Source organism: Marinobacter sp. UBA2688, assembly GCF_002352785.1.
Classification (GTDB): Bacteria; Pseudomonadota; Gammaproteobacteria; order Pseudomonadales; family Oleiphilaceae; genus Marinobacter; species Marinobacter salarius.
The window spans coordinates 112,864-126,211 of record NZ_DELU01000005.1 but is presented as its reverse complement, the minus strand read 5'-3'; the positions used below and the strand labels follow the sequence as shown (position 1 = coordinate 126,211).

General features: G+C 57.8%; 12 protein-coding genes. 7 read left to right on the top strand and 5 right to left on the bottom strand.

Annotation, left to right across the window (positions count from 1 at the left end; translation table 11 throughout):
* The first annotated feature begins 133 nt into the window (after window positions 1–133).
* Window positions 134–1,048: a UDP-3-O-acyl-N-acetylglucosamine deacetylase gene (gene lpxC, locus B3M52_RS00995; protein ID WP_007154571.1), complete on the top strand. Its 915-nt coding sequence runs from the start codon at window positions 134–136 to the stop codon at window positions 1,046–1,048.
* A gap of 11 nt (window positions 1,049–1,059) precedes the next feature.
* On the opposite strand, the gene B3M52_RS00990 is transcribed toward lpxC, so the two are convergent.
* Window positions 1,060–1,506, bottom strand: a complete 447-nt coding sequence (locus B3M52_RS00990) for a DciA family protein (RefSeq protein WP_286748534.1) — start codon at window positions 1,504–1,506, stop codon at window positions 1,060–1,062.
* 293 nt (window positions 1,507–1,799) lie between these two features.
* On the opposite strand from B3M52_RS00990, the gene B3M52_RS00985 reads away from it, so the two are divergent.
* From B3M52_RS00985 to ribA, 6 genes are all read left to right on the top strand, one after another.
* Window positions 1,800–2,753 carry a M23 family metallopeptidase gene (locus tag B3M52_RS00985; protein WP_286748533.1) on the top strand — a complete coding sequence of 318 codons (954 nt, stop codon included), beginning with the start codon at window positions 1,800–1,802 and terminating at the stop codon, window positions 2,751–2,753.
* Window positions 2,754–2,927: 174 nt separating this feature from the next.
* A complete protein-coding gene (gene secA, locus B3M52_RS00980) occupies window positions 2,928–5,678 on the top strand; it encodes a preprotein translocase subunit SecA (protein WP_286748532.1) in 2,751 nt (916 codons plus the stop codon).
* A gap of 127 nt (window positions 5,679–5,805) precedes the next feature.
* A complete protein-coding gene (gene argJ, locus B3M52_RS00975; protein ID WP_286748531.1) occupies window positions 5,806–7,023 on the top strand; it encodes a bifunctional glutamate N-acetyltransferase/amino-acid acetyltransferase ArgJ in 1,218 nt (405 codons plus the stop codon).
* 2 nt (window positions 7,024–7,025) lie between these two features.
* Entirely contained in the window at window positions 7,026–7,991 is a 966-nt protein-coding gene (locus B3M52_RS00970; RefSeq protein WP_286748530.1) for a Nudix family hydrolase, read from the top strand.
* A 76-nt stretch (window positions 7,992–8,067) separates the two neighbouring features.
* Window positions 8,068–8,556, top strand: a complete 489-nt coding sequence (gene moaC, locus B3M52_RS00965; protein WP_286748529.1) for a cyclic pyranopterin monophosphate synthase MoaC — start codon at window positions 8,068–8,070, stop codon at window positions 8,554–8,556.
* 83 nt (window positions 8,557–8,639) lie between these two features.
* The gene (gene ribA / locus B3M52_RS00960; protein ID WP_286748528.1) at window positions 8,640–9,254 is read left to right on the top strand and encodes a GTP cyclohydrolase II; all 615 of its coding nucleotides are present in this window, start codon (window positions 8,640–8,642) and stop codon (window positions 9,252–9,254) included.
* A gap of 18 nt (window positions 9,255–9,272) precedes the next feature.
* Here the strand turns inward: ribA and dxs are convergent, their stop codons facing one another.
* The 4 genes from dxs to B3M52_RS00940 form a co-directional block, all read right to left on the bottom strand.
* On the bottom strand, window positions 9,273–11,207 hold the full coding sequence (gene dxs / locus B3M52_RS00955) for a 1-deoxy-D-xylulose-5-phosphate synthase (protein WP_286748527.1): 1,935 nt from the start codon (window positions 11,205–11,207) through the stop codon (window positions 9,273–9,275).
* A 137-nt stretch (window positions 11,208–11,344) separates the two neighbouring features.
* Complete coding sequence (locus tag B3M52_RS00950; RefSeq protein WP_286748526.1) at window positions 11,345–12,244, bottom strand: polyprenyl synthetase family protein; 900 nt, start codon at window positions 12,242–12,244, stop codon at window positions 11,345–11,347.
* Window positions 12,244–12,498: an exodeoxyribonuclease VII small subunit gene (locus B3M52_RS00945; RefSeq protein ID WP_036203780.1), complete on the bottom strand. Its 255-nt coding sequence runs from the start codon at window positions 12,496–12,498 to the stop codon at window positions 12,244–12,246. The genes B3M52_RS00950 and B3M52_RS00945 overlap by 1 nt, the downstream gene beginning before the upstream one ends.
* A 48-nt stretch (window positions 12,499–12,546) precedes the next feature.
* Complete coding sequence (locus tag B3M52_RS00940) at window positions 12,547–13,332, bottom strand: NRDE family protein (protein WP_286748525.1); 786 nt, start codon at window positions 13,330–13,332, stop codon at window positions 12,547–12,549.
* Window positions 13,333–13,348: the final 16 nt, after the last annotated feature.

Here is a 13,348-nt window from a genome sequence, read left to right as displayed (position 1 = left end):
AGTCCGGACTTGTGCCGGGAGGCCAATCAAAGGTTAACGATTGGTTAAATGGTATTCAGTGTTACTTTCTGGTATTCTCCGGGCAGAATTTTGCCCAGACTATATCGCACTTATGTGACGGAAATATGTACCGATGATCAGACAACGGACACTTAAGAACACCATCCGCGCCACCGGCGTTGGCTTGCACTCGGGGGAGAAAGTGTATCTGACCCTGAAGCCCGCTCCGGTGGACTCGGGGATCGTTTTTCGCCGTACGGATCTTGACCCTGTGGTTGAAATCCGTGCTTGTGCGGAAAACGTCGGTGAGACCATGCTTTCCACGACACTGCTGAAAGACGGTGTCCGGGTTGCAACAGTGGAGCATTTGTTGTCAGCCATGGCTGGTCTCGGGATTGATAACTGTTTCGTCGAGCTCAGTGCCGCGGAAGTGCCTATCATGGACGGCTCTGCCGGTCCATTTGTGTTTCTTCTGCAGTCCGCCGGTATTGCCGAGCAGGACGCTGCCAAGCGTTTCATTCGCATCAAGCGCGAAGTGACGGTTGAAGAAGGTGACAAAAAGGCGACCCTGCTGCCTTTCGAAGGCTTCAAGGTCAGCTTCGGTATCGACTTCGACCACCCTGTTTTCAAGGGGCGCGCCCAGACCGCAACCGTTGACTTTTCGAGCACGTCGTTCGTGAAGGAAGTCAGCCGCGCACGAACGTTTGGGTTCATGCGCGATATCGAAAAGTTGCGTGCGATGAACCTGGCGTTGGGCGGAAGCGTTGACAATGCCATCGTCGTTGACGATTACAAAATCCTCAACGAAGACGGTCTGCGTTACGATGACGAATTCGTAAAGCACAAGTTGCTGGATGCCATCGGTGACCTCTACCAGTTGGGCAACAGCCTGATTGGCGAGTTCCGTGGTATTAAATCCGGCCACGACCTGAATAACAAGCTGCTGCGCAAGCTCAGGGCGGAAGAGGATGCGTGGGAAGTGGTGACCTTCGACGACGAGGCCGCTGCCCCGATTTCCTACATGAAACCTGTGCTGGCGGCGGGCTGAGGCAGGACGCCTTAATCCCGGACGTGGCTTGCGAGTTTTTCGAGAACCTCGCGTAATTGTTTGTCCTTCGTGTGCCCGGCTTCCTCTTTGAGGAGCCGGGCATTTTCGTTACTAAGGGGCGTCATTTTTGCTTTCGGACGCTCGCTGAATCGCGGCGGAGCGACCTTGACCTTCAGTTTCCAGACGAAGCGGAACAGCTCCTGCTTGCGAAGCTCTTCCATGATTTCATGCTGGCGGAAACGGATCTGGCTGGCAGTGGTGGCCGCTGTAGCCGACAGAATCAGCTCCCCGTCACGGCAACTGACAAACCGTGTGCCTTTGGCCAGGCTTTCCGGAAGCGCAGCGATAACGAGCTGCTCTGCCTGAGTATGATGCTGGGCTTTTGCCATCAGTTCACGCAGGGTTGAAGCTCTGGAAAAGCTGTCCGGAGTCAATTCGAGGTCGGTTTTCTTTTTCATGGCAATCAGTAATTCTCGACGACAACGGTAACGATTGGTTACACTTCGGCACGGTTAATAGGCAGCGCCTGTATTACACTCGTTTTACATTGTCTGGTGTGTGTATGTCCACGGGCGGCTGCTATTTTATTAAACGTAGTCGTTGCAATGGATAGCACGTGCGGTTTCAGACGCGATTTATGCTGCCCAGGATTGAGTAGTCGGAGAGGAATTCCGCAATCTGGCAAAGGATGCCCCGGCAGGCCCAGTCAGAACACTCAGGATGCAACACTACAGGATCAGGTTGCGTCCCCGTGAAACCAGAAGACGATATGAACATTATCCTCGTTGGCAAGCGCCATGGGAAATCCCGTACGGTTTCGATAAACGCCCCTGTTCTGGCAGGAGTGGTGTTTATCGTGACTGCACTACTGATACTGGCGGGTTGGTCTGGTTATCAGGTGGCGGTGAGCCAGATTGAGCCGGCCGAGCCCGCAGAATCGGAATTGGTGGCTCAGTGGCAGTCCCGGCTGAGCGAGCAAAAGACCGAGCTGTCCCGAATCGAGCGGAACGTCCAGCAGCAGGTTGATGCGTTGACGCTGCGGTTGGGTGATATGCAGGGACGTCTTCTCAGGCTTGATGCCCTCGGGCAGCGCTTCCTGGAGTCGGGCCTGGTGGCCAGCGACGAGTTCGATTTTGATCAGCCAGCTGCTGTTGGTGGCCCTGAAGAAAATCTTGATGGCGACTCTTTTACAGCGCCAGAACTGACCAGCATGATTGATCAGCTTGCACGCCGCATTGAAGATCGGGAGCAGCAATTACGCATGCTGGACATGGTCACTTCCCGCCAGAAGCTTGAGAAAGAGCTTTTTGTGGAGGGCCGTCCTATTACTTGGGGCTGGCTGTCCTCGAAATACGGCTATCGTTCCGATCCGTTCACCGGTAAGCGTACCTGGCACGCTGGTGTGGATCTGGCTGGCAAGGACGGAAGTGATATCATTTCCGTGGCGGGTGGCGTGGTTACCTACGCCGACGAGCGCTATGGCTATGGCAACCTCGTTGAGGTGGACCACGGCGATGGCCTGGTAACCCGCTACGCCCATGCCAAGACCATCAAGGTCAAAGTGGGCGACGTTGTCCAGAAGGGGCAGGTGCTGGCTCTGATGGGCAGCACAGGCCGTTCCACCGGGCCTCACGTGCATTTTGAAGTAATCCGCAACGGCAAGTCCGAAAATCCGGAAACCTACATCAAGCGGGCTAGCCGCTAACCGCCTGTAGAGGTGCCTGCAAGGGCACCTGATTTCTTCCCGTTGTCCCCTCCGGCACCCTTTTTTCAATCTTTTCAGCGTTGTGACAGGCTTCTGTGAGGCCTGACTTTTGTACTGCTGCGAAATAAGGTTAGAATGCCGGCTTCCTCCGTTTAATCAAAGAAGCAGTGGTCTATGTTCACAAAGCTTGCAACCAAGATGTTCGGCAGTAAGAACGCCAGAGAAATCAAGCGAATGCGAAAAACCGTATCGCGTATTAATGAGCTTGAAGAGCAGTATGGCAATTTGTCCGACACCGAGTTGCAAGGTAAGACCGCGGAATTTCGCCGCCGCTATGACGAAGGCGAAAGCCTTGACGCATTGCTTCCGGAAGCGTTTGCCACCACTCGTGAGGCGAGTCGTCGGGTCATGGGGATGCGCCACTACGACGTGCAGATGATTGGCGGTATCACGCTTCACGAAGGCCGTATTTCCGAGATGAAAACCGGTGAAGGTAAAACGCTGGTAGCGACGTTGGCCGTGTACCTGAATGCCTTGACCGGCAAGGGCGTGCATCTGGTCACCGTGAACGACTACCTGGCTCGCCGCGATGCCGAATGGATGGGGAAGCTGTATCGCTTCCTGGGTCTGCAGGTAGGTGTTGTAGCAGCCGGCCAGCCTCCTGAAGAGAAGCGGGCTGCCTATCAGGCGGACATTACTTACGGTACGAATAACGAGTTTGGTTTCGACTATCTTCGCGACAACATGGCCTTCAGCACGGAAGACAAGGTGCAGCGAGGCCTCCACTTTGCCATCGTGGACGAAGTGGACTCCATTCTGATTGACGAAGCTCGCACACCGCTGATCATCTCCGGTGCGGCCGAAGACAGTTCAAAACTCTATCTGGCGATCAACGAGCTTGTGCCAAGCCTCGAGTTGGGCGAAGTCAGTGAAGAAGGCGAGCCCAGTGGCGATTTCACCATTGATGAGAAATCCCGTCAGGTGGAGTTGACCGAAACCGGTCATGAGAAAGTGGAAGAGCTGTTGTTGGAAAGGGGCTTGTTGAAGGAAGGTGAAAGCCTGTATTCGGCCGCCAACCTTAGCCTGTTGCATCACGTCCACTCGGCCCTCCGAGCTCATCATCTGTTCCAGAAGGACGTGGATTACATTGTCCAGGGCGATCAGGTAGTGATTGTTGATGAGCATACTGGTCGTACCATGCCAGGCCGTCGCTGGAGCGAAGGCCTGCACCAATCGATTGAGGCCAAGGAAGGAGTTCGTATCCAGGCAGAGAGCCAGACCCTGGCTTCTACCACCTTCCAGAATTACTTCCGTCTATACGACAAGCTCGCCGGTATGACTGGTACCGCTGACACCGAGGCATTTGAATTTCGCCAGATTTACGGTCTGGACGTTGTTGTTATTCCTCCCAACAAACCGATCCAGCGAATCGATTACAACGATCTTATCTACCTGACTCAGGAAGAAAAATTCCACGCCATTATTGATGAGATCAAGGACGTAACGGCAGAGGGCCGGCCAATCCTGGTGGGCACTGCCTCAATTGAGGCCTCAGAGCTTCTATCCATGCTGCTCAAGAAGGCGCGAATTGATCATAAGATCCTGAACGCGAAACAGCACGAGAGTGAGGCACAGATCATCGCTCAGGCAGGTCGCCCGGGTGCGGTCACCATTGCCACCAATATGGCCGGCCGTGGTACGGACATCGTGTTGGGTGGTAACTGGGAATTTGAAGTGGCGGGTATGGAAAATCCCACCGAAGAGGAAGTTGCCCGCATCAAGGCCGAGTGGACCGAGCGTCACAATCAGGTACTTGAGGCTGGCGGGCTGCACATCATCGGTACCGAGCGTCACGAATCCCGCCGCATTGACAATCAGCTTCGAGGCCGCGCCGGTCGTCAGGGCGACCCCGGTTCATCACGGTTCTTCCTGTCGCTGGAAGATAACCTGATGCGGATATTCGCGCCGGATCGCGTGAAGAGCCTGATGCAGGCCATGGGTATGAAAAAAGGCGAGGCCATCGAGCATCGAATGGTCACCAACGCCATTGAAAAATCCCAGCGTAAGGTGGAAGGCCGCAACTTCGATATGCGGAAAACCCTGCTGGAATACGATGACGTCGCCAACGATCAGCGTACGGTGATCTATGATCAGCGTAACGAGGTCATGTCGTCGGAAGACGTTTCCGAGATGATTAAAACCATCCGCGAGGATGTCGTGGATTCGCTGGTCAGTGAGTTCATCCCGCCGCAGAGCATGCCGGAACAGTGGGATGTTGTCGGCCTGGAAAGCCAGCTGCAATCAGAAATGGCGATCAACCTGCCTGTTCAGCAATGGCTGGACGAGGACAGCAAGCTCTACGAAGAGAATCTGCGTCAGCGTATTCTGGAAGAGATTGTCGCGGCCTACGACGCCAAAGAGGAACTGGCGGGCTCCGAGTCGATGCGCAAGTTCGAGAAGCAGGTGTTCCTGCAAGTGCTCGACACGCTCTGGAAAGAGCATCTTTCAAACATGGATCACCTGCGCCGTGGTATCCACCTGCGTGGTTATGCCCAGAAGAACCCCAAGCAGGAGTACAAGCGCGAGGCCTTTAACCTGTTCGAAAGTATGCTGGAAACCATGAAGCGCGATGTGGTTCGGGTGTTGTCCCATGTCCGTGTTCAGGGCCGTGAAGAAATGGAAGAGGTGGAGCGCCGCCGCAAGGAAGAATTGGAGCGGGAGCTTGCCCAGGCGCGACTGCGCCACGATGAAACCAGTGCTACCGCTCAGCAAAGGCAGGATGACAACGCAGGTAGGTCTGGTGCTGAGGAAGCTCAGGGCACACCGGAGACCTTTGTGCGTCAGGACCGAAAAGTGGGGCGGAACGAGCCCTGTCCGTGCGGGTCCGGCAAGAAGTACAAACAGTGTTGTGGAAAGGTCAGCTGATTTCCGCCGCTGAGTGATCGAACTAAGGCCCGCACCCTGCTCGACAGGTTGCGGGTTTTTCGTTTGGTAACCGGTGTTCCGGCCGGGCCGCCCGGTAGAAGCCGATCATGACGAAAGGAGAGTGAAAATGGCAGTTGGTCCAGGAACCTTGCCGACGTTTTTCCCGGTGGCCGGTGTCAGGCTGGGTATCGGCACTGCCGGTATCAAGAAACCCGGCAAGAAGGATCTGGTGGTTATTGAGTTGGCGCCGGGTAGCCGAGTGGCCGGTATCTTCACCCGTAATCAGTTCTGCGCGGCCCCTGTTCACGTCACGCGAAGTCATCTGGCAAGCGATGCACCGCGCTACCTGCTGATCAACACCGGCAATGCCAATGCCGGCACCGGCGAACAAGGCATGAAGGATGCCCAGGCCTGTTGTCAGGCGCTGGCGGATAACGCCGGTGTCCCCGCTGGTAGCGTACTGCCGTTTTCGACAGGGGTTATCGGGGAGCCACTGCCGGTTGATAAAATCGTCAGCGCGTTGCCGCAGGCACTGGCGGATGTCTCCGAGTCCCACTGGGCTGAAGCGGCGTCGGGGATCATGACCACCGACACTCGTCCCAAGGGTGCCTCGCGCCAGATTGATCTGGATGGCCAAACGGTATCGATATCCGGTATCAGTAAGGGCGCGGGTATGATTCGTCCCAACATGGCCACCATGCTGGGCTTCATTGCCACCGATGCGAGTATCGCACCGGACGTGTTGGCGAGCTTTGCGTCGGAATTGGGGGAGGCGTCCTTCAACCGGATCACCATTGATGGCGACACGTCCACCAACGATGCCTGCATGCTGATTGCCAGCGGTCAAGCTGGTGGTCCTGAAATCACGGCGGATAGCCCGTCCCTGCCAAGGCTCAGGGAAGCGCTGCGCGAGGTGTTCCTCGAACTGGCGCATGCGATTGTCCGTGACGGTGAGGGTGCCACCAAGTTTGTCACCATTGAAGTCAGCCGTGCGACATCGGTCCAGGAGGCGCTGGACGTTGCCTACACCGTTGCCCACTCACCACTGGTCAAAACCGCGCTGTTTGCGTCCGATCCCAACTGGGGGCGGATACTGGCTGCCGTGGGTCGTGCCGGTGTCGATGGACTGGACCTGAACGCCCTCGAGATCTGGCTGGGAGATGTGTGCCTGGTTCGCAAAGGCGGCCGTGCTGCGGATTACAACGAGTCCCGCGGGCAGGCGGTGATGGACGGTGAGGAAATTACCATCCACATTAATCTCGGGCGAGGGAATGTCAGTGAACGGGTGTGGACCTGCGACTTCTCCCATGACTACGTCACCATCAATGCTGAGTATCGCACCTGATTATGACGCCAGTTCAGGAAATACACGTTGCGGTGGGTGTTGTCTTTCGTGATGGGAAAGTGTTGATTGCCCGTCGGCCGGACCATGTTCACCAAGGCGGTTTACTTGAGTTTCCGGGTGGCAAGGTTGAGGCTGGTGAAACGGTCCAACAGGCCCTGGTCAGGGAAATTCGGGAAGAGACCGGGTTGCGGATAGATCCAGGCCTTCTTGAGCCGGTGATTGAAATTCGCCACGATTATGGGGACAAGCGGGTGTTTCTTGATGTCTGGGAAGCCTCATCCGCTGAAGGCGACCCCGAGGGCCTTGAAGGGCAGGCGATACAATGGCTCGATGTCCAGGATCTGGCGGATGTTGATTTTCCCGCCGCAAACCGTCCGATTATCCGCGCCCTGAAGCTGCCTCGTCGCTATGCCATTACCGGTTCTGCCGGTGACCCCTCGGCATTCCCTGAACAACTTCGCCAGCGCTTGCTCGAAACGCGCCCGCAGTTGTGCCTGTTCAGGGCACCGGGATTAAGCGATGAGGTCTACGAGCGGTTGGCGGGCTGGTCACTGGAGGCGTGTCGCGCAAGCGATTCCCTGTTGATGCTTCACGGTGTCCCGTCGCTGCTTGAGCGCCTGCCCCAGGCCGCCGGTTTGCACCTGCCGTGGCGGGAGGCCCGACAGTATTCCGCCCGGCCGATACCCGAGGGATACCTGCTGGCAATCTCCTGTCACGATGAAGAGGAAATTGCCCATGCAGAACAGCTCCAGGCAGATTTCATTACCCTGGGCCCGGTAAAGCCTACCTCTTCTCATCCTGGCGCGACGGGAATTGGGTGGGAGCGGTTCCAGGCGCTGGCCGCAGGCGCAGCGATGCCTGTCTACGCCCTTGGAGGGCTTGTCCCTGATGATACCCGCGCAGCGCGCCAGGCTGGCGCTCAGGGTATTGCGGGTATTGGTTTCTGGTGGTCAGGGAACGGATACTGATCCAGCCGCCAGTTCTATACGCTCTGGTATGATAGATCCGTTAAGGCTGCTTTTATCAACGATTTTGGGAGACACCGTGAGCAAACTGACGCATCTTGACGATACTGGCGCCGCGCGCATGGTAGACGTTACGTCCAAGGCTGTTACCGAGCGTGAGGCCAGGGCCGAGGCCCTGATTCGAATGGCGCCGGACACCCTGGCAATGATTGTGGAAGGGCAGCATCCCAAGGGGGATGTGCTGGCAGTGGCACGGGTTGCCGGTATCATGGCAGCCAAGAAAACCCACGAGCTGATTCCGCTGTGCCACGCGCTGAACCTGACGTCGGTAAAGGTAGAGCTGACGCCAGGCAGGGACGGTGCTTCGATCCACATTGCCACTCGCTGCAAGCTCTCCGGGCAGACCGGTGTTGAGATGGAGGCCCTGACGGCCGCCAGCGTGGCAGCACTGACACTCTACGATATGTGCAAGGCCGTTGATCGCGGCATGGTCGTGGACAATGTCCGCCTGTTGGAGAAGAAGGGTGGTCGCAGTGGCCACTGGTCTGCTTCTGACTCCGGTTCGTAGGATCCACCATACAGAGACTACGCCAGGGCGCTGGCCTCGTGATAGAATGCGCCGCTCGATTGATTGAACCACGAGGAAACACTGTGGCTGTTCGTTACATCCAGACTTGCCGGCTGCCAACCCCTTTCGGCGTTTTCGACATGCACGGCTTTGAAGAGCCGGACACCGGAAAGGAGCACGTGGCACTTACGCTGGGTGACCTCAACAGTCCGGAGCCGATGCTGGCGCGGACTCACTCCGAGTGCCTGACCGGTGATGCACTGTACAGCATGCGCTGTGACTGTGGTTATCAGTTGGAGGAAGCCTTGCGGAGTATTGCCCGCGAAGGCCGAGGCATCCTTATGTACTTGCGCCAGGAGGGCCGGGGTATCGGCCTGCTGAACAAGATTCGTGCCTACAACCTGCAGGATCAGGGCGCGGATACTGTGGAAGCAAACGAACAGCTTGGCTTTGCGGCTGACTTGCGGGACTACAGCATGTGCCGGGATATGCTGGCACACTTGGGCATTCGTAGCTTGAGGCTGATGACCAATAACCCCCGCAAGGTGGATGCATTGACCGAACTGGGTATAGAGATAGCGGAGCGCGTCCCTTTGCATGTGGGGCGCAACCCCCACAATGAACATTACCTCAATACCAAGCAGAGCAAGCTCGGACACTGGTTCGAGACCCACCAGGACGACGATCCCGCCGTCTGATGTGATTTCTTCGCGCGCTTATTGAACCGCCTTTAGCGACTGGTTGTACTTTATTCGCTCCAGGCGGGTTTCGATAGTGTGCCTGATGCCTTCGGCATCCAGTCCGCAGGAAGACAGCAACTCGCCGTGCTTACCGTGATCTATGAAGGTGTCTGGCAGGCCGATCTGAAGCACAGGCTGGCTGACATCCCGGCTGTTCAGGAATTCCGTCACCGCACTGCCCGCTCCGCCGGCAATGGCGTTCTCTTCAATCGTGACCAGCAGGTCATGCTTTTCCGCCAATGCCAGGATGAGATCTTCATCCAGCGGTTTTACGAAGCGCATGTCGGCGACGGTGGCGCCCAGAGACTTGGCAGCCTCCAGTGCGGGCGTGAGCAGTGTGCCGAAGTTGAGTATGGCAATGCCCGAGCCTTCTTTCACAAGCCGGCCCTTGCCGATCGGTAGCGGAGCCAGTTCGCGGACCATCTCTGCCCCCGGGCCTGTGCCCCGCGGGTAGCGCACTGCCGCCGGCCCCTCAAACAGCATGCCTGTGTGCAGCAGTTGCCGGGTTTCGTTTTCGTCAGAGGGAGTCATCACGATCATGTTCGGGACACAACGCAAGTAGCTGATGTCAAACGCGCCTGCGTGAGTGGGGCCGTCTTCGCCGACCAGCCCGGCGCGGTCAATAGCGAACAGGACGTCCAGATTCTGTATGGCCACGTCATGGATCAGCTGATCGTAGGCACGCTGCAGGAACGTCGAATAGATCGCCACCACCGGTTTGGCGCCGTCACAGGCAAGGCCCGCAGCCAGGGTGACTGAATGCTGCTCAGCAATGGCAACGTCGAAATACCGGTCCGGGAAGCGTTGGGAGAACGCCAGAAGATCAGAGCCTTCACACATGGCGGGGGTGATCCCCACAATGCGGTTGTCGGCTTCTGCGGCGTCGCAGAGCCATTGGCCAAACACGTTGGCGTATTTTAGCTTCGACGGCTTCGGAGCAACCGGTTCCGGCTTGCTGGGCGGCACCGGTTCGATCTTGTTGATGGCATGGTAGCCAATTGGATCGGCTTCGGCCGGGGCGAAACCCTTGCCCTTGGTGGTGACCACGTGGAGGAATTGCGGTCCGTCCAGTTCGCGGATGTTCTCCAGGGTCTCCAGCAGCAGAGGCAGGTCGTGGCCGTCGATGGGGCCGATATAGTTGAACCCCAACTCCTCAAACAGCGTGCCCGGGGAAATCATGCCCTTGAAGTGCTCCTCGGTCTTACGGGCCAGCGCCATCAACTGTGGCGTGCCCTGGAGTACCCGTTTTCCACTGTCGCGGACCTGATTGTAGGTCCGGCTCGCCAACAGCTTGGCAAAATAGTTCGACAACCCACCAACGTTGCGGGAAATAGACATGTCATTGTCGTTGAGGATCACCAGCATGTTGGCGTCCAGGTGCCCGGCGTGGTTCAGGGCTTCGAACGCCATGCCGGCCGTCATGGCACCATCGCCGATGATGGCGATGCTCTTGCGACCAGTGCCCTGCATGCGGGAGGCGATGGCCATACCCAAGGCAGCGCTGATGGAAGTGCTGGAATGACCAACGCCGAAGGTATCGTATTCGCTCTCCGCCCGTTTCGGGAAACCGGCCAGGCCATCCTTTCGACGGATGCTGTTCATGCGTTCCCGGCGCCCGGTCAGGATTTTATGGGGATAGGCCTGGTGGCCCACGTCCCAGACCAGACGGTCTTCCGGGGTATTGAAGACGTAATGCAGGGCAACGGTCAGCTCCAGGACACCCAGGCCGGCGCCGAAGTGGCCGCCTGTTTGCCCCACCGACCATAGCAGGAAGGCACGTAGCTCCCTGGCGAGCTGGGTCAGCTGCTCTGCTGCCAGTTCGCGCAGTTGCCCGGGAGTGTCGATCCTGTCCAACAGCGGCGTGTTGGGCCGTTGGGACGGGATTTCCTTAAAAGTATATGTATCCTGCATCTGCTCGGGTCTTTTCCGGGTGATTCAAAATGTGGGTTCTATTATAGGGTATGAAGGCACCCGGTTTCATACTGATTGGGCCAGCCGGGCCCCTCCAGTCCTTCATAAGTCAGTGTGCATGCCAGAGCCGTTGATGATCAATGGGTGCGTACCACCACGTAACCGGCCATGTCCCGGAGCAGGTCGCCTTCCTCGCCAAACATCTCGATGCTGGCCAGTGCGGACTCAAGCAGCTGTGACAGGTAGTTTCGGGCGCCGTCGGCGCCCAGCAGCGAGGGATAGGTCGGCTTGGATCGGGCCAGATCCGAGCCCTGGGGTTTGCCGATCACAGTGGTATCGCCCTCAATATCCAGCAAGTCATCCTGCACCTGGAAGGCGAGACCGAGGGTTTGCGAATAAACCGTGAGGGCTGACAACTGGTCTTCGTTCACATCGGTTGCGGTGAGGGCGCCGATCCGGACGCTGGCTTCAATGAGTGCGCCGGTTTTGTGGCGGTGCATATTTTCCAATTGCTCAACGGTCAGTTGCTTGCCTACGGACTCAAGGTCTATCGCCTGTCCACCCGCCATGCCCTGGTGGCCGCTGGCGGTCGCCAATTCTCGTATCATTGCAAGGCGCACCTGATCCTCCAGTCCCGGTGCTTCGGCCAGCCAGCCGAACGCAAGGGTCTGCAGCGCATCGCCTGCCAATATGGCGGTGGCTTCGTCAAAGGCGATGTGCGTGGTGGCGCGGCCCCGGCGCAGGTCATCGTTGTCCATGGCGGGCAGGTCATCGTGAATCAGCGAGTAGGCATGGATCAGTTCCAGCGAACAGGCGGGAACGATCGCACTTTCCTGAGGCTGGCCAAGCGCCGTGGCTGCCGCCACGCAAAGCGCCGGCCGGATGCGCTTGCCACCGCCCAGAACACTGTATCGCATGGCCTGTTGCAGGCGTTCAGAGCCGTGGCCGGATGCACAAAGCTGGCGCTCAAGTTCGTCGTCAATCTGATTGCGGCATTGCTCCAGGAAAGCTGCCAGGCGGGTGTTCGGAGTTGACATCAGGCGGGTTCGTCCGGGCTAAAAGGGCGCGTTTCCAGTGTACCATCGCTGTTTTCCACCAGTTGCTCCACCCGCTGTTCCGCCGTCTTGAGCGCTTGCTGGCACTCGCGAGTCAGCTTTACGCCGCGCTCGAATGCAGTAAGAGACTGCTCCAGGGAGAGTTCGCCCTGCTCCAGGTCATGGACCAGTTTTTCCAGCTCATCCAGGGATTTTTCGAAGTCGGCGATGGACGCCGCGCTTTTCTCACCGGCCATAAAGGGCCTCCGGTTGCTTCGCGGAATTTGGCGGATTATACCAAAGCTTCAGGCCGACCGCTGCCAGCAGAAATGCCTTGTGCCTTCCTTTTTTCCCTCCGGTCCCCAGCACTGTTCCGTTACCCGGACTTCACCGACGGCGCTGACCGTGACCACTGTCGTGGCGCGGGTACCGTAGTCACTGCCGATAATGAACGGCGAAGACAGAAAGCGCTCGGTGTCCTTGCCAATACCGGTATCCGGTAGTTCATGGTCGGGCGCCGGCGTGGTGTCCTGCAGGCGTTCGATAAGATTGTGATGGAGGTCATCAGTGCGGTCTGCCGACGCACCTTCAAGCAAATCGGTCACCGAGTTTCTCAATCTCAGCAGTTTTGGCCATGGGGTCTGCAGAAGGTGGTTGCTCAAGCCGTAGGTGCCGCGATGAACATGGCGCCCGGGGTGAGCGTCACGGTTGCTGTAGTACCATCCCGAGTGGCCACTCAGCCTGACCAGATTGAATCCCGAGTAATCGCTTTTTCGTGTCTGCAGCCGGGCTGCGAGCGCATCACTGTTGTCTGCCAGCGCCATCAGTGGCAGTTCGCCACGGGAGTGGGCGCCGGTCACCTGCGAGCCTTCCCGCACATTGGTCACGGCGGCAACAGCTCCATCCTCATCGACTGCGAGCCAGGTGCCCCCTGACTGTAAATCACGTCCCGCCAGGACATCGCGCCCGGCGGTTTCGCTGTGCCACCAGTCCATGGCCGCCGTGGGCCGGCGAAAGAACTCATCACGATTTGCTGCCACGACCAATGGAAAGGCAGGATGCTGTTTTACGCTAAAAACAATCAGGCACATGGTGGCGGGCTCATCA

What these genes read in the sequence shown, in the direction of transcription:
- lpxC (WP_007154571.1), top strand. Translation starts at nt 134, where the DNA reads ATGATCAGACAACGGACACTTAAGAACACCATCCGCGCCACCGGCGTT.
- B3M52_RS00990 (WP_286748534.1), bottom strand. Translation starts at nt 1,506, where the DNA reads ATGAAAAAGAAAACCGACCTCGAATTGACTCCGGACAGCTTTTCCAGA.
- secA (WP_286748532.1), top strand. Translation starts at nt 2,928, where the DNA reads ATGTTCACAAAGCTTGCAACCAAGATGTTCGGCAGTAAGAACGCCAGA.
- argJ (WP_286748531.1), top strand. Translation starts at nt 5,806, where the DNA reads ATGGCAGTTGGTCCAGGAACCTTGCCGACGTTTTTCCCGGTGGCCGGT.
- B3M52_RS00970 (WP_286748530.1), top strand. Translation starts at nt 7,026, where the DNA reads ATGACGCCAGTTCAGGAAATACACGTTGCGGTGGGTGTTGTCTTTCGT.
- dxs (WP_286748527.1), bottom strand. Translation starts at nt 11,207, where the DNA reads ATGCAGGATACATATACTTTTAAGGAAATCCCGTCCCAACGGCCCAAC.
- B3M52_RS00950 (WP_286748526.1), bottom strand. Translation starts at nt 12,244, where the DNA reads ATGTCAACTCCGAACACCCGCCTGGCAGCTTTCCTGGAGCAATGCCGC.
- B3M52_RS00945 (WP_036203780.1), bottom strand. Translation starts at nt 12,498, where the DNA reads ATGGCCGGTGAGAAAAGCGCGGCGTCCATCGCCGACTTCGAAAAATCC.
- B3M52_RS00940 (WP_286748525.1), bottom strand. Translation starts at nt 13,332, where the DNA reads ATGTGCCTGATTGTTTTTAGCGTAAAACAGCATCCTGCCTTTCCATTG.